Genomic DNA, 20,488 nt, shown 5'->3' on the forward strand with positions numbered 1-20,488 from the left:
GCCTAGACGGCGAGAATGATTTTGCCGTATTGAATTTCGCCTTTCACAAGCCGCTGGAAGCTTCTCGGTCCTTCCTCCAGCGGTTTTTCTGTTGTCCAGCCTTCCTCGGTCACTTTCCCGTCGGTCAGCAGCTCCAGTGCATCGGCGAAATCTTGCGGCGTATAGCAGAACGAGCCAAGTACATTCGTCTCGCAGCGAATCATATCGTTGATCGGAAGCGGTGATTCTGCGCTGCCAAGCCCGATGTTCATAATCGTACCGCCGGTATTGACGATTGTTTTGGCGAGACTTCGCGTCACGCTGAACCCTGCCGCATCAATGACGATGTCAATGCCTTTGCCATTCGTCGCCTGTTTCATAGCAGCAAGTGATGCATCGCTTGTGCTGTCTACCGCGCCATCGAAGCCCATTTGGGAGACAAGCTCCAATCTTAGCGGATTATTATCAAGCACGAACACCTTGCCCGCTCCAAGCAAACGTGCCGTAAATGCGCAGAGCAACCCGATCGCGCCTGCTCCAATGATGGCCACATTGCCGAATGGAACGGTCGCCATCGCACGCCTGGTTGCGCGCAAGGAGCATGCTAACGGCTCGGTGAGCGCTGCTCGGCGATAGGAGAGCGCATCTTGAATGCGTACCACTTGTCCAGCAGGTACCGTAATTTGCTCCGCATAAGCACCGGGCCGGTGGATGCCGATAATTTGCCTGCGATCACAGAGGTTATATTGCGCGCGAACGCAGCGCGGGCATGTGCCGCAGTGAATCAGCGGATTCACAACTACTCGATCACCAACCGCTAAGCTCGCGGCAGCGCCGATAATATCACCGGCGAACTCATGGCCCATCAGCAGCGGCGGATGCCGCAGGCTGTTATGACCGAGATACCCTTCCAGGTCAGAGCCGCAGATACCGGCATGGCTGACTTTGATGACCACTTCCTGTTCCTTCGGCTCCGGTAATGCCAAATCTATGAATGACATTTGCTCCGGTCCTGTCCACATCACTGCTTTCATGGCTATCTCCTCTTTCCCCAATTACATGATCAGTGCGCCCCCGTCGACAGCGAGCAAAGCACCGGTTACCCATTCCGCATCCGGCGATGTCAGATAGACAATCGCCTTACCGAGATCGCTTGGCCTTCCCCCGCGTCCGGCCGGTAAGTGCGACGCCCATTCATCGACCTGAGCTCCCGCTTGCTTGCGCTGCTCGAGATTAATGTCAGTCGCCACGCCGCCGCATAAGATTGCATTGACTCGGATGCCATATTTGCCAAGTGCATTAGCCATGGACGAGGTCAGCGCGTTCATGCCGCCTTTGCTCGCCGCATAGTGAACTTGCTCGGGTCCGCCCCTCATCGTCGTTACGGTGCTGATATGAACGATAGCCCCGCTCCCTTGCTCACGCATGACAGCTCCGGCTGCCTGCGAACAGAAGAAAGCGCCTGCCAAATTGACGGCGATCGTCCGGTTCCACGTCTCTTCCTCGATAGCGAAGAAATCGCGAAATGGACAAATGCCTGCGTTGTTCACAAGAATATCAATGCGGCCATAGCGCGATTTCACTTCGCTGACCATGCGATCGATTTCGGCCTTCACCCCAATGTCCGCGCCAATTGCTTCTGCTTGCCCGCCGCGCTGCTTGATCTCGGCAACTACCTCAAGTGCAGCTTCTTCGCGACTGGTATAGTTCACGATTACAGTGGCTCCCGCGCTGGCGAGCTCGCCACAGATCCCCCTGCCAATCCCACGGCTTCCGCCGGTTACAATGGCAACTTGCCCCTGCAACTTCCCGCTCAAGCACGATTCCCCCTTACCCATCCATCCGGATAACGATCCAAGATCGCCGCATCATGACCAGGCAGCAGAATATCCGCTTCCCGCTTCAACCGGCGAATCGCATACACACTTTCCTCGGCGCTGAACCCGAATCCGATCGGATGCTCTCGCTCCAAATTCTCGTACAGAAAAGCGACATCACCGGTAATGGCGGCTATGCCGTCCTCCATCTGTATCAATACCGCTTGCGAGCAGCGAGTATGTCCGCCTACATGGATAACCCGAATACCAGGGACAATTTCGGCCTCGTCCGGTACGAGTGTAAGCTGCTCTTTCATTTCCTTGTCCATGTAACGAAGGAGTGCGTGCGGGAACGTATCGAAGATCGGTACGCCGCGTTCGACCGCGAAATCCCAGCCTCTGCGATTCACGTAAATCTTGGCGTTGACGAAGAGCGGAATGTTGGCGATATGATCATAATGCAGATGCGTTAGAATGACTGCATGAATATCCTGCGGCTGTAATCCATTCGCAGCGAGTAATGACACCGTATCTTCGCCTTCGGCGACCGGGAACCCGGCATGACTGTTCTGATCGAGTCTATGAAACTCTTCGCCATACTCACCGCCGTAGCTGCGTTGATGCGTTCCGCCCATCCCTGTATCAACCAGGATGTTCTGCCCGGCACCTTGGATCAGCCAAAAATAGCAATTCACATGCACTTGCTCCCCGAACCCTTCCATGAATAGAAAAACCGGCTTCGGCGCGCTGTGCGTCGCGGTTCGCAAGCATTTGATTGTAAAGACGCTCATCTGAGTTGCCTCCTATCTAGTCAGCTCATCCAGCACTTCAAGTGCCCCTTCGCGCAGCGAAAGTCCGGTTCCAATGCATTCCGGCAGCGTAAACCAACCGTCTTGCGGCAGCTGGACGCCTTCAAACACGACATCATAATTGGTTTTATCCGCACCCTGATAATAAGCAAATTCGGCATACGGAATGTTCACCTGCGAGAAAATCAGGTGCAGCGCCCAAGGCTGCAGCCCGCCTGCATGCGGAATCACTTCGAGATTGCATGCGGAAGCCATCGTGCATATTTTGCGCGCTTCCGACACCCCGCCGACCCAGCAAATATCCGGCTGTAGAATTTGAGCCCCGCGCGCTTGGATCAGCTGTTGGTAGCCGTATCGCGTATATTCATGCTCGCCTGTCGCGATCGCGGACGTGATGACTTTGCGGTTGAGCTCCGCGTAACCGTCAATATCGTCCGGCGGCAGCGTCTCTTCGATCCACTTGACGCGGTATGGCGCGACCAGCTCCGCCATCCGAATTGTATACTCCACGTTCCATGCCATATAACAGTCGAGCATAATTTCCATATCCGGTCCCAAAATACCCCTTGTTTCCGCAACCAGCGCCACATTGCGCTTCATGCCTTCCCAGCCCGAGGACGGTCCGTATGGCATCGCGAGCTTCTGGCCCATGAAGCCGCGGTCTTTGATCTTCGTCGATTCGTTGCCGGTGACATAAGCCTGCACTTTATCCTTCGTCGCGCCGCCTAAGCTGACATAAAGCGGCTCTTGCCTGGCCTTCGCAATGAGATCCCACAACGCCAAATCTACCGCGGAAACGGCCATGATCGGAATGCCTTTGCGACCGTAAGGAAGCGTGATTTTGAACATCATGTCCCACAGCTTCTCGATTTGAAACGGATCCTTCCCCAGCAAGATGCGGCTGATATGCTCGTTAACGATCGACGCCGTCGCCATGCCCCCCGTGCTCTCGCCATACCCCTCGAGTCCATTATCGGCGATGATCTGCACGATCACGCGGCCTCCCATGCCAAGCCAGCTGGACCTGCGATCGAAATATTCCGGGTAATTGGACATCGGATTCGCGATTACCGTTTCCGACAACCAAGAACCCTCCGTATTGACGCTCCCCTGCCTCACTTGCTGGGCATGAGCTTTCTCACCATTCACAATAAAGACGCGTACATGCTCGATTTTCATTCAAGCAGCCTCCTCTTGATCTGTTAATTGGGGATTCTAGCACCTGGCAGTTGCGTACATATAAGCGCTTACAAAAGCATGGCATGCCAAAAACATCAAGCAGCCTATGGTTTTCCGCTTGAGTGATTCCTTTGGGGTACGGTGTTTGTTTGATGAGATGCAGGAGTCTGATTTGCTGTCGGTTGGTTGATGATGCTGGTGATCAGTGAGGTGACTTGAGGTAGGAGAGTAGAGGCAGCGCTGGTCTCCTAAATAGGTGGCAGCCCAGCGCCGCTTTCGAATTAAGTATACAATGTAAGTTATTTCGTTTCAATATTTGTTTTACATTGTATATAGGTATACTTTTATTGATTTGCGGAGTAATGCGTGGTACTGCTGCGAACCAGCAGCTTCGGTACGATCTCTTCTTTTACAAACGACTCTTCAATCGCCTTCTCGCTCCATGGCTTCAGCAGCAGTTCCACTGCACGCTTGCCCATACGCTCCGTATTCTGATTGACAGTTGTGAGTGCCGGCGACGTGTAGCGGCTTTGGATAACATCGTCATAGCCGACAATGCTGAGCTCAACCGGAATGCGCAGCCCAAGCTCTTTGCCCGCTCGAATCGCGCCGAAGGCCTTGTAATCGCTCGTTGCGAAGATAGCCGATGGCTTATTTTCCAGTGCCAGCAGCTGTTTGGCCCCTTCGTAACCCATCTCTTCCAGCTCTTCGTTGGCCTCCATCACCGATACAAGAGACTCATCGAATGCGATTCCGTGCTGGGAGAGCGCCAGCTTGTAGCCTTGCAGACGAAGGGAGAATTCTTGGTTGATATCCATTAGCGAGTGTCCCGTGACAATGATGCCGATCCGCTTATGACCAAGGGAGATCAGATGCTCCGTGGCCAGATATCCGCCCGTCAGATTATCGACGATGACATACGGAATTTGAAGCTGCGGGAAATAAAAGTGAGCCAGCACCATGCGCAGATCGGCTTCTTTCCACGCCTTTAGTTGGGCGATGAGAATATTCTGCGCACCGGGTGCACCTGGCAGCACGATGGCTCCGACCAGCGGATTCGACTCGATTCCATCGCTTTCGCTGACGTCCAGCAGTTGAAAACGAATGGCATGTTCCTCGCACGCCGCATGAATGCCGCTAATGAAATTGGCATAAAACGGATGGTTGAACAGATGCGGCGAGGCGGACGGATGGATCAGCACAATCTGTTCGAGCGCGATTTTGCCGCTTTCCGGTGAGTCGGCATGTTGCAGGTCGCGCAGCTGAATGAATGTCCCTTTGCCACGAATGCGGACAACGAGCCCTTCATTCACCAGCTCGCTGAGCGCGCGGCGCGACGTAATCTCGCTCGTCTCGTACAACTTGGCCAGCTCGATCTGCGTCGGTATCGAATCGCCGTCCTTCAGTTGACCGCTGCCGATCTTCGCTTTAATGTCTTCCACAATAAACTTGTAAAGCGGCATTGTCTCTCTCATCACCATACACCCCTTCTGCCGGTTCCTACCCGATGCGCGGACAGTTACATTATACTTATAAATCTATAACTTGATTATATAGTATACTTTATCAAAAAACCAACCAAAAGTTAGCGGTGATGCCTCGTGGACAACACAAGATAAGCTACCTTCTCCCATTCCCCCGAATTTCGGCTTATGTAGACACCTGGATAAGCTACTTGTCTATCGAGCCACATCGGCGGAGGATTGCTGCTTTAAATTTCGGCGGTACAGTGTAACTCCCAGCTCCCTTCAACTCAGCCAAAACAAAAAAAGTGGGCGAGCAGGACCAACTTCTCCTGCCCAGCCACCTTGGATAGATTTGCTACATCGCACTTCCACCTAAATTTGCTTCACCTTCAACGCCGTGCCACTAGCCCTGCTGCTGCTAGCCGTGCCACTTCTAACCACGCCACTGTCGCTTTGCCTATATCTCTCTGCCACTGTCCCTTTGCCTATATCTCTCTGCCACTGTCCCTTTGCCTATATCTCTCTGCCACTTCGCTTCGCCGACAAGCTCCTCGCCACATGTCCTCTACGGCGTGTTCGTCAGCCACATATAATCGACGTTCATCGTGCCTGTGGTCGAGAAGGGGTCGAAGCGCAAGGACTTAATCGTCCCGCTCCAGCCGGCAACGGTTCCCATATCGATTGTGTATTCGGTGTAGCTGCCCATATTCGCTGCTGTCGTGAATGTCTTGGATTTGGCTTCATTCCAGGTCGAATCCGCATTCGTGATGAAGAAGAATTTCGCTCCGGTATCGGACGTATTGTTCTTCAGTCGAATCTTTAGATAGCGATAAGAAGACGCGATGCCAAGGTTAGTCGGACCAACGGAATACGGGTCTCCGCCGCTTGAAGTGAGCGTCCAAATTCCGCCGGACACGCTGCTGCTCATTTGATTCGTATTCGCCCAGCCCTCCGTGCTTCCGGCCGTTGCAAAATCCCACTGCGCCGCAATACTTGAAGCCGTGTAAGCGACTGCCGGTGACCAGCTTACATTATCGTACTGGTTACTGCCCGCTGCGCCGCTCGTAATTTCGAAGCGAATCTCATCTCCCGCCGCGACCGTTACGCCATCAAGGTTGCTTTCATAGCCGAAGCGATCATTGTAAGCCACCGCTTGATCGGCGCCAGCCGGCCAAATCCGTGTCCCATTCTTCGTGATGCGAGCAACGACGCCGTCCCCGCCGGCAATGACGGATTTCAGCACGCGGCCGCGAATACTCACCGTACCGCTTGTCGGCGCCGTCCATGCGCGGGCAACGATTTTGCCAACTCCGGTGTCGGGGTGCATTTCAAATTGCGATACCTGCGGCACGTTCGACACCGAGGATGCCTGCCAAATGTTACTTGCTGTATCATAGTAGCCCAGGTTACTCCACGAGGAACCGTTAAACGCTTTATAAGACCAATTGCTGCTTCCTTGTGTGGAACTGAATTGCTTAGCCGCATGATAGATATTGCTGCCGTTCGTAATTTGAAGGTTGTTGGTGAGCGTAAATCCGCTGTAATTGGCGCCGTCTTGGTACAAGAAATTGTTTGGTTCCGCATACAGATTGTCGCGAATCGTTCCGCTCGGAGTATCCGAGTTGCCCGCACGGCGGAACGAGCCGCTGCCGTTGTTAATGAAGACATTGCCTCCTGCCACGCTGTTTGTCTCCAAACCGAGCCCCGGATGGATCGCCAAATACGAAATACCGGCGCCTGCGTTACCGGCAATGTAGTTATTGTTGATTTGCAGGTTATCCGTGCAGCACTCATAGTCGAAAGCAACCATATCCGGCGAGGACGTGTTCGGCACGTTCGTGAACATGCTGTTCAGAATATACGAGTCGCTTACAAAAGCAATATAGATCGCAGCCGTTCCCGTATCCGAGTGACAGCCTCCTTCACCGTCGAGCTTCGAGTTAATCATGGTCAAATACCGAACCGATGTCAGCCGCATCCCGTCATCGCAACCGGTGCCGCCGCCCGCATTATCGCCGTGCATATTGAGATTGTTCATCAATACATGCTCTGCTGCCTTGTGGCCCGTTGCATTCATGTAGCCGGAATTATACCAATCGATCGAAATCGTATCGAGGTTTCGTGTGCCTTCAATCGTATCGAAAGTGACGTTGTCTACAATATAGGTGCTTGCGGGGTTGGAGGCGTTGAAGGTTTTGGAGGTGAACTCAATCCCTGCCGAGTTCCAGATGGCATCCCCGGTTGAATCATTGCCGCTGCCTGATCCTTGATGAATGCCGTAAATATCATGAAAATATAAATTCGTGAAGGACAAATCATTATGGCCTGCTGTCGAGAACGTAACCAGAATGCCCGTTCCGGCGCTGCCTACCTCCAGATTGTTGATTTTCCAATAGCTAGGGTTGGTCAGCTTAATACCGCGATCTGCTTGATTGCCGTTGCGGATGATTTTCGCTTTAGGGGTGCCGCCGTAGGAATCAATCGTAATATAGTTTGTCGAGGTCCCTTGCCCGGTCACCGTCATTTGCTGATTACAGGTGACGCCGCTCTTGAGCAGAATACGATCCCCGGCGCTCATCGTACCGATGCTGTTAATCGTGTTAAAGCTGTTGTATGGCGATATCTGCGTGCCTGATCCATTGCTTCCGGCAGAGCAATCCACGTAATAATCCGCTGCATTCGCCTTCGCGTTCCATACAAAGAAGCAGCAGCCCACAACAAGTGCAAACAGCATCGCCTTCAGCCATTTCGATCCGAAAGTCATCCTTATCGACAGAGCCATCATTTCTCCCTCTTCCCTTTTCGAATAGTCGCCTCACATCTGTGGAGTAAACATTTCCAAAACAGAATCAGAATCACAACCGTGTATTAATGACCTCCTTTCATTAGTCAGTTATTTAAGTATACTAATTAATCCTTATTAACTGACTATTAATACCTTAACACGTCGATACCCAACAATAAATATACTTTAATCAGCGGAGGCAAAAAAAACCTCAGCGCCTTCATCTCGGCACCGAGGTTTCGCTGAAATATATTCCTCACTAAACGAGGTGAGATTGATAAATGCACTTCATGAGCTCAAATGTCGCTTTCGTATCGGCCCATGCGCGATGCGGTCGTTCATTAATGATGTCAAATCGTTCGCAAAGGGTGGATAAATCATAGCTCGCAATGGGCAGCTTTAATTGCCTCGCCTGCTTGATCGTACAGAGCAGCTTGCCTGTCCAGACTCGAATATTAGCTCGGTCACAGATCGCCTTCAACACGCGATAGTCATATTGCACGTTATGACCGACGAGCACCGGTGTGCCCGCAAGGAATTTGTTTAATTGTTTCACAGCTTGAAACGATGTCGGCATACCAGCTACATCTTGATCTGTAATGCCCGTGAGCTCTCTGATTTGTTTGGAAATCTTCAGTTTTGGATTAACCAGCGTTTGAAATTGATCAATGACTTGGCCGTTTCTAAATTTCAATGCGCTGATTTCAATAATCTTAGCGTACTCCACGATGGGGGAAGTGGTCTCAAAGTCCAGCACAACACCTTCACTCGGCATCTTTAGCTCACTGTAGTAGTCATACTTCTTGGCTTTCTCCTTCACAACGACAGGAGGATTCAACTGTGCAGCATTTACCGTTTCAAGCGGATAACCGTTGAGCACGCCTGGCTGTATCTGATCGACAATGCTAATGTCATTGAGCAGATCAAGCCGCTCCGTATAGGGATCGCAAGTTGTTTGCGCATACGAAACAAACTCGTTCAGCAGACCAGAGACCTGATCTTTATCCGCTAAGCCGTGCAGCGAAAGAGCAGACTTGGAAACGGCAAGCTGAATTCCGTAGCTTCGGTAGGTGCGATGCAGCAAACCGACGACCTTGCGCAGCCCGCTCCAGAATCCATAATCCGCCCTGCCTTGCCCTACGTTGAGCGCCATGTAGCCCTCTTTCACTTCGGGAATGCAGCAATAAAACATCAATCTTGTTTCGGATTGATGTTCATAGAGCTTCGCAGCCAGAATGATGGTCCTGTTCATCACAATCACCTGCCGATTCATATATTGGTTCCGCTGCCCTTATTATAAGGCAAAAAAGAAGCAGTCTCCTCCTTTTTTTGAGGAAACTGCTTCTTATCATCGATGATCGTCTTCTTTGTTATCTGTTTGTCAGACTAACCGGTTGGGGTTCTAATTTGATTCCCGCTGCTGCTTTCTCCTCGACCTGCCCCGTACGTTTGATGAAGAAAGAAAGCAACAGACCGACAACACCAATGCCAATAATGACTAGATAGGCATCATTAATCCCTTGAATCGTCGACTCCATGATCATATGCTCCTGTGTAGCATTACCACCGGATGCCATCATATCCTGAAGATGACTCTTCGTTCGGGTCGTCATAACCGTTACCAGCAAGGAGGTGCCAATTGCACCGGCCACTTGCTTAATCGTGTTGGAGATGGCTGTACCATGCGCATTGAGTCTCGCAGGCAGTTGATTCAACCCCGCTGTCGTAATTGGCATGAGGAACATCGCCATCCCGAAACGTCTTCCTGTGGACATCAGAACTAGGTACGTATAGCTGGTGGAATCCGTTAGATTCACGAAGCCGATTGTAGTTGCAATCGTAATGGCCATCCCAATAATGGACAACCACTTCGCGCCAAACTTATCGAACAGTCTGCCCGTGATCGGCATCATAACGCCCATCAGAAGCGCTCCGGGCAACATCAGTAAACCAGACTCCAGCGCCGTGTAGCCACGTGCATTTTGCAAGTATAGAGGCAGCAGCATCATATCCGCATACATCACCATCGTAACCGCAATATTAATAATGGTCGTCAGAGAGAACATACTATATTTGAACGTTCTAAGCTCCAGAAGCGGCTCTTTGGAAGCCAATTGCTTCCATGTGAAGAGGATCAAGGAAATCACACCGACAACGATGGAAATGATGACTTCCGCGCTTGACCACCCTTTACTACCGGCGCTGCTGAAACCGTAAAGTACGGCACCAAATCCAATCGTTGAGAGGAGTACACTCCATAGGTCAATTTTCGGGAATTGTCGTTCCGCTACATTTCTTAGGAAGACAAAAGCGACTCCAATAACGATGACGGCAATCGGAATCATGCCATAGAACATCGTCCGCCAAGCGTAGTGCTCCATTACATATCCGGCTAGAGCAGGTCCAATTGCAGGTGCGAAAATAATCGCGAATCCGACCATACCCATTGCTGCTCCTCGTTTGTCAGGAGGGAATACAGTTAGAATGACAGTCATTAGCAGCGGCATAATGATACCTGCTCCGGCAGCTTGGATCAGTCGACCGGCCAATAAAACATCAAAGTTAGGTGCTATTGCCGAAACAATCGTGCCCCCGAGAAAAATAATCATGGCGGTCTGGAACAGCTCACGTGTCGTAAACCGCTGCATGAGATAAGCTGTAATCGGAATTAATACACCGTTTACGAGCATATATCCGGTAGTCAGCCATTGGGCCGTAGATGCCACGATGTCAAAGTCAATCATAAGCTCCGGAAGCGCAACGCTCATAATCGTCTGATTCAAAACCGCGATGAACGCCCCCAGAATCATAACAAACATCAAAGGACCTTTCTTAATACTGCTGATTTCAAGGCCTGAAGTACTCATAGTATTGCTCAACCCCTTCTAAATTCTTCGATGAACTAATTTACACTATGTTGTATAATGTACCTAATGTAAGATTATAGTCACCGCACTACCCGATCACAAGCAACAGCTTTTCGCGATATGTAAATTAATTAACGCATCCGTCGATTGTGTCGTCTAAACGAAACATCTTTTACGAAGTGATTTAGAAGTGTCGTCCTGAAAGAGTGGTAAAGAAAGGGGCTTAGCTCTTATGTCGGTAAAATCACCACGGACCGATCCGCGTGTCCTTCGAACCCGTCAATTGATTCGAGATGCTTTCATCGATCTTCTGCAGGAACATGAGCTTGAGAAAATAACGGTTAATCGCATTGCCGAACGCTCCACAATCAGTCGCGTCACCTTCTATCTTCATTACCGGGATATTCCGGATCTAATGGAGCGGATGGCGGATGACATGATTAATGAAATTCACTCGATCTTGAAAGAAATGCCGGACCAGCCACAAACAGAGGTAGATTGGACCATTCTGCTCCGAATTCTCGAACATATCGCGGACAATTCGAAGTTTTACACGGTGCTTCTCGCTTCCAAACGAGTATCTGTTTTCACCGAACGCCTTATGAACCTAATGGTTGAACTCATTACCAAGCGAGCAGAGAGCCGAATCGCTTCCTCAACTACTCCGGCTGTGAACGTTCCACACGACATCGCCATCTGGTATGGCTCCTCCGCATTCATCGGTACGATCGTATGCTGGCTTCGTAATGATATGCCGTACACGCCGCTTTATCTGGCTAAGCAGCTTTCTCTGTTGTTCCGTCTACATCAAACTCCTCCCTCTACATAATGTCATTCCGTAGAAAAAGCGGCGGACAAGGTTGCAGCAACCTTGTCCGCCGCTTCTTTGCGGCATCGCTATACTAGAACTGTTTGATCCTGTTCACTGACCACATAGAACAACTACCCGCGGGAAGCCTGAGCTTGTCGCTTATCGGATAGCGAGTACCAGAACAGCATGCACAATGAGCATATGCTCACGGCAATCAATACACCGTATACATATTCGTACGCATGCATCAACGAATATTTCTTATGGAATTCAAGCAGCATACCGCACACCGCAACGGACAATGAGCCGCCGAAAAACTGGATGAGCTGCATAAATCCCATGCCTGAACCGATCAGCTCGGCTGGTAGAATCCGTGACGTTTCATTGTTTAACGATGCCAGTGTCGCGGAGGCAGCCGGTGAGAAGAACAAGTAACCGATCAAGATGACAAGCGGTGATGCGCCGAGCTCTAACCTAAAGAGGATCAGTACGGATGCTAGAAGACCGTGACCGAGAATGAGGAATCGCAAGTTGCCATATTGATCAATCCATCGTCCAAAGAAGCGTGTCAGAAAAGCAGATAACACCGCACCCGGTGCAATCATGAAGCCAATGACCAATGGTGTTTTGTCGAATAGATTCGCAAGGGCCAGCGGCATTAGGAACAGGTTGCCGAGATTCATGACCAAGATGCTGAAACCGACAAGAAGCAGCTTTAAGTACGTAGGTTTGGACAAGAGCTGCGGATTAATAAACGTTTCTTTCGCATGTTTGAGATGCCAGGCATGAACGATGATGGATAGTAAGCCGGCAATCAGCCAGATGACCGACCGATGCGTAACGGCAATCAGAAGTGCCGCGGCATTCACGACGGTAAGGATGGCACCGATTAAATCGAACCGAAACGGCTTTGGTTCTTCCTTAGGGAGCAGTCGCAGCAGAATCGGAAGCAGGATAAGCACAATGCAAGTAACGGCGAATAATCCGTTCCAGCCGATGTACTCGCTAATCAGCCCGCCGACAATCGGCCCAAGTCCGAATGCCATAGCTGAGCCCGCCGATATCATCGATATCGTTCTTCCGCGCCGTTCATAAGGGATATAACGGCTGGCGAGAACAAGACCAAGTCCAGCCATCGCACCGGAGCCCGCAGACTGTGCGATGCGAGCGAGCAGCAGCGTTTGGAAGTTGGTCGCCAGAATCCCGATAACAGAGGAAAGCCCTAGTATCAGGAGTCCGACTGCGACCAACCTTCGAATCGGCAGCACGTCGGAGAGTCTGCTGTAAATAACCGTCGATAGGGCGTACCCGATGGAGTAGCTTGAAACGATCCACGATCCAAGCACCGCCGATACGCCAATGTCTTGAATGATACTCGGAATGGATACGTTAAACATCGTCGTATTCATCACGACGATAAACAAGCCGAACGTCCAGACCGGCATTACGATTTTGTCATTCATGTGGATACCTTCCTAATCTTAAGCTTTCCGTGCATGCTGCTTACAAGTCTAATGAAGCAAGCAGTTCTTCCGTTGTTACAATGGCATGCGCGAAAGTCGGCCCGTTAATGACATGCGCCGCATGCATCGCTTCTTTACTGAAAGCCGATGTGGCGTCTTTCACAAGGGTCACATGGTAACCAAGCTCCATGCCGAAACGTCCGGTCGATTCAATGCACGTGTTGGCTATCATACCGATTAGAATGATCTTTTGTAAACCGTGCATTTTCAGCTGATGATCCAGATCCGTGTTCGCAAACCCGCTGCTGCCCCAATGCTCCTTGATAATCACATCACCATGCTGCGGTTGAAAATCCGCATGAAATTCCCCGCCCCAAGTGCCCTTTGCAAACGACTGTCTTTCTTTGGCTCCGAGCTGATAGGGAGTCGGATGGTTCCACGTTTCGTAATCATCAGGTTCCGCTCTATGATGAGGCACGAAAAAAACACGAATATCAGCCTTCCGAGCCGCTGCAACAATTTCTCTGAGATGTTGGAGCAAGTTCACGGAATCGCTTATTTCCTTCGTTCGCGGATAAATCTTGCCTTCCGGTGCCAAGAAATCATTATAAGGATCCACCAGAAGAAGTCCTGTCGTCGTACTGTCGTAAGTTTTGATCATTATCATCACACACCTTTCCATTGGTTCAGTTTCCCCATAAAAGGCGATATGAATCGTAACTTTGTTGTTACTTTTTCGTTACCTTTCTGTCATTCTTTCAGCAGCTAAACTAGTTAATATGTAGTTGTAAGGCAAGACAAGTTATCAACCGTCAACCGTCCTAGTCCAAAATAATAAGAAGAGGTGTATATAGAATGTTGAAGAATACAAAAGCAAAATCGTCGGTAAAATTAGGAGCGAAATTGGCCCTGGCCGGTTTCATTGCAGTAAGCTCGATGGCAGTCATCTCGCACTCGAATGTTAATGCGGCGGCGGCCAAACCGGATACCAGCAGCATTAAAGCACAGCAAGGCAGCACATATATCAAGACCATCTATAGTCTTGCAAAAGAAGGTAAAATTCCCGGACTGAACGCAATCGCAGGCAAAACGCCAATCTCCGCCGTCCATTACAAATGGGGCGAACCTGAAGTAGGCGGCGACTTAAAGGGCAACCATTACGAAATGTACAATTTCGGCATGGGACAAGGCGCTTACGGCTTCGGTATCAACAAATCCGGCGTCATCTACGACCTGCGCAATTTCGGACAGTCGATCGATCAGACGGTAGGCGTTAAGTCATTGACGTTCACGTCCGTTATCAAAACGCTGGGTATGCCCAAAGAAGTGCGCTACTCCGGCACGGACAAAATCTACGTCTACCATCCTTCAGCGAAGTACGAACTGAAATTCGTCGGCCCGAGCAAGGTCGTTAAAGGCAAAGTTGCGCATATCGATCACATCAACGTTTACGCTGGTAAAGCGAATCTATAATAACCGGCAGCGCGGATAATACGAAATAGAAATCGCCCCTACCTGGCCTTCTCGGCCAAGCAGGGGCGATTGTTTCGTTCAGTACTCTGGGGTGCTTATCGTTCCGCCATACTATTATCTAAGTACCGAAGAACTCAGTTAGCAGCTTTACGGTTTCTTGCGGGCTCTGCTCCGCGATCCAGTGTCCCGCTTTATTTATTTTGACCATTTTCATGTCAGCAGCATTTTGCTTCAGAAACTCTTCAAGCGTATGACCAGTGGAATCCCAGCCAGCAATACCAAGTGCAGGCACGGACAGCTTCTTATAGGTTTTCAGATCATCGATATCTTGTCTAAACGTTTTGTACCAACCATTACTTGCGCGAATCGCATCCGCACTGGAATATGCCGCATAGTAGATATCTTTGGTCTCTTGCGTCATCGGCGGTTTGCCATAAGCCAAGTAATTAAAGAGCCAATCTTGAAAAATACTCATTTGTTTTCCTTGCAGCAGCTGTTCGGGCAGATCCGGTACGGAATTGAGCGCAAACCACCATGGGTAAATCGGCCGTTCATTAGGGCTCATGTCGTACACGCCCGGCGGCGCCACGAGTGGAATGTTCAGAAAACCTTCGAAGGGATGCGGAACATCCATCATCACTAGTTTTGTCGTAGCCTCTGGGTATTGAGCTGCATAAGCATAAGCAACCTGTGCCCCGATATCGTGTCCTGCCATATGAACCTTGTCATAACCAAGCTCTTTGACCAATGCATGAATATCAGAAGACATGGTCTTCTTATCGTATCCGGTCGGCGGCTTATCGGAGCTCCCCATTCCACGATATTCAACGACGTACACATGATAGTTTTTCGCAAGTTCCGGCATGATTTTGTGATACGCATACCAGTTCTGCGGCCAGCCGGGAAGCAGGAAGAGCGGTTTCCCCTTACCTCCTTCAACATAGTGAAGCGTGACTCCATTTACTTTCTTGTATCCGTTCTTGAATCCGGGAACCTTCTTAATGAGCTCCTTATCAGAGAACTTCTTGATGTCGATATCGGGGTCGGCAGGATGCTGGATGACCGAAAGCGTTGCTTCACTCCGATTATCGTAACCTGTGAAAGCAGATAGAAACAGCCCCAATATCAACGACATCGCCAACAAGCCGAACAGTCTTGCCTTTCTACTTCCCATTACAATTCCTCCGCATAAGCGCATCTGTAGATGGCTATTATTATATTCACGCCATTATTATGGACAGATGCGCTGCGGTTATTACATGGGGCTCGACTTCCGTCGCTCCTACTATTGTGAATTTAATTTGGTGAAATATCGATTAAACGTAAAGGAATAGATCAGCACATAGATGACGATTAGTGCTGCAAACAGATTGAAAATAACCAACGACAAGTTCAAATTGAAAAATTGAGTCAGTACGCCGACAGCAACCGGAGGGACGATAAACCCGAAATACGCGCATAGATAAAATGCCGATATGACGCGAGGACGTTCTTCCGGCTTCGGAAGCTGCCCGGCAAACCGCAAAGCAACCTGAAACGTCCATCCGGCGCCTATTCCTTGAATGAAGATGCCTGCCCATAATAGAAACAAGCTCTCTGCTTGACCGGAGAAAACGATGCTCCACGATCCAATGGCCAGAGACAAAATTGCAATCCGCATCCGTGTAACGGGATTACGCGGCCAAGGAAAGAACTGCATCAGCGCTCCGATGCCTAGAAGCACGAAGATTAACAATCCCGAAATAGACAGATTGTTCGTGTGAATGACATGCTTGACGAAGGATGGAATTAGCGAGAGCACAACGCCGCCTAAAGTAAAGACGGTAAAGATCGGAAGTCCGATAAATGACCAGAAATGCGCACTAATATTGTCAGGTACACCAAGCGAAATCTTAGCTTTGGCTTGCTTCTTCGCTTCCAAGTCCTCCTGTTTGGGCAGCATCTCCAGCACAAGCAGGGAACTGAACAACATGACGAGCAAGATCCAAAACGGTAAACGAAGCGGCTGAACATGCAAGTATTGTACGATTAAACCAGAAGTAGCCGGGCCTAAGCCAAAACCGATGTTCACCACTGCCCCCGATAACTTGAGTGCTGTGCCCACTTTCTCTTTAGCGCTTTGCTTGATTAGAAACGCACTGGCCGCACCTGTAAAAGCACCATACGCGACGCCTTCCAAAATCCTTGCAGCATACAGCATCCAAGTGTCCGTACTAATGCTAAACAGCAGTGTTGACGCGATTGATATCCAAATACTGTAACGAAGTACTCGTTTCAATCCCCAAACATTCGCTCTCGCTCCTACGACAAGCAGCGTTGGCAGCAGGACAGCAGCATAAACGGCAAACAAAATCGTGATTTCCAGACTGCTGAGCTGATAGTGCTCCCCATACAAAGGGAATAACGAAGATATATAAGTGGCTCCACAGGACATGATTAATACAACCCAAAGCATCTTCTTCATGTAATTTCTCTTCTCCTCACAGGTTCAGTAATTTTAGTGTGCTACAGGTTGACTTGATTATTACAAACATCTCAAACTAATTAGTCTCATATGCCCCTATTTAATGTACACCCATACATCGAATCGACGATAATAACAAATGCTACAATTACCGTCGATTTCCGCAGTCCATCTGTCACGCCTGAAGGTTGATACCAACAACTTCATCCATCATGTTTCTCATCGAGCTAGCATGCTCAGCGCCATATTTCTCTTCGAATTCAACCTGAGCTCGTTCCCAGCCCACTCTTCCGATCTCCATTCGGTGCAAGCCTTCATCTGTAATAGACACGATTCTTGCACGCCGATCATGTTCGCTTACCTCAATACGAACCAAACCGTCTCGCTCCAGCGGCCTTAGATTATGTCCAATTGTTGCCCGATCCATCGTCATAAGCTCAGCGAGTTCATTCATCGTCTGCGCCCCGCGGTTCTTCAGATAACCTAAGATGGCGTATTGCGTAGCTCGCAGCCCCGATCCCGACTCTGCTAAGCAGCTATCATAGAACCGCGTAATATGTCGTGCTGCACGTCTCAACTTGGTACAGTTGCAGAGTTCCATGTTGGTCATCATTATTCAAACACCTCCAATCCGTCATTGCCAAATCGCATAAACTGATTTTAGTCTCATATTCCCCTAATTGCAAGTGGTTGAAGTTGGTCAGCTTCAACTTGTCACCTTGTATAGAAATGGGTATCACGTAACATAATGGTGTTAATTCATACTACAGGCTTAGGCAAGGAGCATACGATGAAGCGGCATAATGCACCGAAAACGATCTCCGAGGTTTTTGAGCTGGCACTGAAATCCGGTGATTTTCATCAATTCTCTCCGGTTGAAGGCGACTTTCCTGTTCGCATTCAAATCAGTTATTATGAAACACTCGTGGATTGCACCAAAGTAAATCGATTCGTCGTAGCCGAAATTCAGAAAAACATCGAACACATTCATAACCTGGAAGATCTTAAGAATATCATCCCTTTTGTAGATGTGAAAGTGACCCATGATCCAGCGGATGTCGAGAACAAGCTGATCAAAGGTTATGTACTCATACAGCTAAACGATGCGGAGCATGCATTTATCTTAGTCAACGTGAATCAAGCGGCTCTTGGTCATCGCATGAGCAATGAAAGCGAGAATGAATTCAGCGTCGTCGGGCCTAAAGTCGGCTTTGTGGAAAATATCGAAATGAACATCCACCTTCTTCGGCAGCAAATTTCCGTGCCGGAACTCGTGTTTGAAGAAATAACGGTCGGGTCCATGTCCAACACAAAGGTAATGATCGTTTATATCGAAGGAGTGACGAACGATCAACATGTACAAACGGCTCGGCAGCGGCTTACTGAAGCAGATGCAGATATTATATTCGATAGCTCCATTCTGGATCAAGTCATCTCGGATCACACGAATACACCTTTTCCCTTGTTTCTATCTACGGAGAGAGTGGATCGTGTGACCTATGCTCTTGTTTCCGGCCAAGTTGCCATTCTCGCGGACGGATCGCCTTATGTCATCACGGGACCATCTGCTTTTTTGGATTTTTTCATGTCGCCTGAGGATTATTATGTGCCCTGGATCGTCGGATCGTTTTTTCGAATTATTCGCATCATGAGCGTTGTCTTCTCTATATTCGCCACTCCTTTATATGTTGCCGTATTAACCTATCACTTTGCCGTGCTGCCGGAAACGCTGCTTGAGCCGCTAATCATCTCACGCAGCCATGTTCCCTTTCCACCAGTAGTAGAAGCGATCTTTCTGGAAATCACAATCGAGCTGCTGCGGGAGGCGGGCGCGAGGCTGCCTGCAAAAATCGGACAAACCTTAGGTATCGTTGGTGGTATCGTAATTGGGCAGGCAACGGTTCATGCGGCGCTGACTAGCAATATTTTGTTGATTATCGTTGCGTTAACGGCGCTTGCCTCGTTTACGACGCCTATTTTCAGAATGGCGAATACGATCCGACTATTACGATTTCCCTTTATCCTGCTCGCAGCTTTATGGGGAGGGTTAGGAATTGCTGCCGGGTTCCTATTACTTGCAGGACACTTACTGCGCCTGAAATCATTAGGAGTACCTTATCTGGCGCCGATATTCCCGTTTCGTACCGGTAACTTCTCAGACAGCTTCATCCGCGCTCCGCTTTCCTATATGACGGACAGAAGTAAGCATCTAAAGCCGAAATCGATTCAACGTTATCAGCCTAAGGAAGACAAAGAGGATATCAGCAATGAGTAGCTTCAGAGTTCTGCTATGGATTCCTGTTATCGTCTTGGTCGTTGTTCTTGCCGGCTGCGGCAATGCAGTCGTAGTCGACCAAATCCGCAGCTTGACCGTACTCGGTTTCGATAAGCATAATTCGGGATATAAGGCATCGGCGCTTTATGCTGATTATGCGGATAAAGGAAGAATCAAGGTACTTCGAGGAGATTCCAATCGAACACGAACTATGATCAAAGAGATGGACTTCCAATCCGCACAGCCCATTCGAATAGAGAAACTGAAAATGCTAGCCTTTAGCAAGGAAGTAGCTGCTGACGGAGTCAAAACCTTTATTAAAACATTTTGCAGAGATCCGATCATCAGCTTCTATACCATCTTGGCCGTCGTGGACGATTCCGTGGCATCCTTATCCGAAAGTTTGTTAGGCAAAGATAGCCAGGAGTTTCCTTATCACTTACTCGAGCAGAGTATGAAACAAGAAATGATCCCGCACTCGACTGTAGCAACCGTGTTATTCGATTATTACGGACTAGGGCGGGACATTTCCGTACCTTATCTCAAATTAAACGCCAATAAGGAAATTGAAATAGCCGGATACGGGATCTTTAAAGATGATCGTTTGAAGTTGGTCTTGAACCATGATGAAATGGTGTATTATAAATTGCTGCAAGGTCAAGCACTTCGCGGAGATATCCCGTTTGTAATTAGGAAAAACGCGAAGCAGTCGCCGGCTGTATTTAATACGACTTCCGGCAAGATGAAGAGGAAAATATCCACTAGCGACAATAAGACCAAATTCACTTATTCCTTTGTGTTAGAAGGCATGGTGACAGAATATCCGGATTGGTTTTCTTTAGGTGAGGAAGAAAATACGAAGTCTCTGGCTGAACAGTTGGAAAAGCAGCTTCAAAGCCATCTTCTTGACTTGCTGCACAAGTTTGTGAAGGAAGGAGTTGACCCGCTTGGAATCGGCGATTTGACGAGGTCTCGCCAAAGAGGCTGGACAGAGGAGAAATTCTATGCAACCGACTATGAGCAAATTAAATTCGATGTTCAAATTCATATCCGTTTAACCAAAGCGGGAATCGCAGAATAAATTCGTGAGGGGGTACCTG

Annotated in this window: 17 protein-coding genes; 4 read left to right on the forward strand and 13 right to left on the reverse strand. The window is 49.3% G+C overall.

The window, feature by feature from the left end; all coding sequences use genetic code 11:
- Positions 1-2 precede the first annotated feature (2 nt).
- From AC0YNS_RS17730 to AC0YNS_RS17765, 8 genes are all read right to left on the reverse strand, one after another.
- Entirely contained in the window at positions 3-1,013 is a 1,011-nt protein-coding gene (locus AC0YNS_RS17730) for a zinc-dependent alcohol dehydrogenase (protein ID WP_475782290.1), read from the reverse strand.
- Between the two features lie 21 nt (positions 1,014-1,034).
- Entirely contained in the window at positions 1,035-1,796 is a 762-nt protein-coding gene (locus tag AC0YNS_RS17735) for an SDR family NAD(P)-dependent oxidoreductase (RefSeq protein ID WP_475782291.1), read from the reverse strand.
- On the reverse strand, positions 1,793-2,587 hold the full coding sequence (locus AC0YNS_RS17740; protein ID WP_475782292.1) for an N-acyl homoserine lactonase family protein: 795 nt from the start codon (positions 2,585-2,587) through the stop codon (positions 1,793-1,795). The genes AC0YNS_RS17735 and AC0YNS_RS17740 overlap by 4 nt, the downstream gene beginning before the upstream one ends.
- A 12-nt stretch (positions 2,588-2,599) precedes the next feature.
- Positions 2,600-3,784, reverse strand: a complete 1,185-nt coding sequence (locus tag AC0YNS_RS17745; RefSeq protein ID WP_475782293.1) for an enolase C-terminal domain-like protein — start codon at positions 3,782-3,784, stop codon at positions 2,600-2,602.
- 344 nt (positions 3,785-4,128) lie between these two features.
- Positions 4,129-5,259 carry a GntR family transcriptional regulator gene (locus AC0YNS_RS17750; protein ID WP_475782294.1) on the reverse strand — a complete coding sequence of 377 codons (1,131 nt, stop codon included), beginning with the start codon at positions 5,257-5,259 and terminating at the stop codon, positions 4,129-4,131.
- Positions 5,260-5,815: 556 nt separating this feature from the next.
- Entirely contained in the window at positions 5,816-8,035 is a 2,220-nt protein-coding gene (locus AC0YNS_RS17755; RefSeq protein WP_475782295.1) for a hypothetical protein, read from the reverse strand.
- 259 nt (positions 8,036-8,294) lie between these two features.
- The gene (locus AC0YNS_RS17760) at positions 8,295-9,287 is read right to left on the reverse strand and encodes a 3'-5' exonuclease (protein WP_475782296.1); all 993 of its coding nucleotides are present in this window, start codon (positions 9,285-9,287) and stop codon (positions 8,295-8,297) included.
- A 118-nt stretch (positions 9,288-9,405) separates the two neighbouring features.
- Entirely contained in the window at positions 9,406-10,902 is a 1,497-nt protein-coding gene (locus AC0YNS_RS17765; RefSeq protein ID WP_475782297.1) for a DHA2 family efflux MFS transporter permease subunit, read from the reverse strand.
- A 232-nt stretch (positions 10,903-11,134) separates the two neighbouring features.
- On the opposite strand from AC0YNS_RS17765, the gene AC0YNS_RS17770 reads away from it, so the two are divergent.
- Complete coding sequence (locus AC0YNS_RS17770; protein ID WP_475782298.1) at positions 11,135-11,731, forward strand: TetR/AcrR family transcriptional regulator; 597 nt, start codon at positions 11,135-11,137, stop codon at positions 11,729-11,731.
- Positions 11,732-11,844: 113 nt separating this feature from the next.
- On the opposite strand, the gene AC0YNS_RS17775 is transcribed toward AC0YNS_RS17770, so the two are convergent.
- Positions 11,845-13,176, reverse strand: coding sequence for an MFS transporter (locus AC0YNS_RS17775; protein ID WP_475782299.1), 1,332 nt, complete (start codon positions 13,174-13,176; stop codon positions 11,845-11,847).
- A gap of 40 nt (positions 13,177-13,216) precedes the next feature.
- On the reverse strand, positions 13,217-13,837 hold the full coding sequence (locus AC0YNS_RS17780) for a cysteine hydrolase family protein (RefSeq protein WP_475782300.1): 621 nt from the start codon (positions 13,835-13,837) through the stop codon (positions 13,217-13,219).
- Between the two features lie 194 nt (positions 13,838-14,031).
- Between AC0YNS_RS17780 and AC0YNS_RS17785 the strand changes: the two genes are divergently transcribed.
- Positions 14,032-14,649, forward strand: coding sequence for a YjgB family protein (locus tag AC0YNS_RS17785; protein WP_475782301.1), 618 nt, complete (start codon positions 14,032-14,034; stop codon positions 14,647-14,649).
- Positions 14,650-14,767: 118 nt separating this feature from the next.
- Here AC0YNS_RS17785 and AC0YNS_RS17790 read toward each other — a convergent pair whose 3' ends face one another.
- The 3 genes from AC0YNS_RS17790 to AC0YNS_RS17800 form a co-directional block, all read right to left on the reverse strand.
- Positions 14,768-15,823, reverse strand: a complete 1,056-nt coding sequence (locus tag AC0YNS_RS17790; protein ID WP_475782302.1) for an alpha/beta fold hydrolase — start codon at positions 15,821-15,823, stop codon at positions 14,768-14,770.
- A gap of 111 nt (positions 15,824-15,934) precedes the next feature.
- Positions 15,935-17,113: an MFS transporter gene (locus AC0YNS_RS17795; RefSeq protein ID WP_475782303.1), complete on the reverse strand. Its 1,179-nt coding sequence runs from the start codon at positions 17,111-17,113 to the stop codon at positions 15,935-15,937.
- A 175-nt stretch (positions 17,114-17,288) separates the two neighbouring features.
- A complete protein-coding gene (locus tag AC0YNS_RS17800; protein ID WP_475782304.1) occupies positions 17,289-17,726 on the reverse strand; it encodes a MarR family winged helix-turn-helix transcriptional regulator in 438 nt (145 codons plus the stop codon).
- A 177-nt stretch (positions 17,727-17,903) separates the two neighbouring features.
- On the opposite strand from AC0YNS_RS17800, the gene AC0YNS_RS17805 reads away from it, so the two are divergent.
- Both AC0YNS_RS17805 and AC0YNS_RS17810 read left to right on the forward strand, forming a co-directional pair.
- Entirely contained in the window at positions 17,904-19,388 is a 1,485-nt protein-coding gene (locus tag AC0YNS_RS17805) for a spore germination protein (protein ID WP_475782305.1), read from the forward strand.
- Positions 19,381-20,469 carry a Ger(x)C family spore germination protein gene (locus tag AC0YNS_RS17810; protein ID WP_475782306.1) on the forward strand — a complete coding sequence of 363 codons (1,089 nt, stop codon included), beginning with the start codon at positions 19,381-19,383 and terminating at the stop codon, positions 20,467-20,469. Before AC0YNS_RS17805 ends, AC0YNS_RS17810 begins: the two co-directional genes overlap by 8 nt.
- The last annotated feature ends 19 nt before the right edge of the window (positions 20,470-20,488 follow it).

Source organism: Paenibacillus sp. J22FR21, assembly GCF_056269135.1.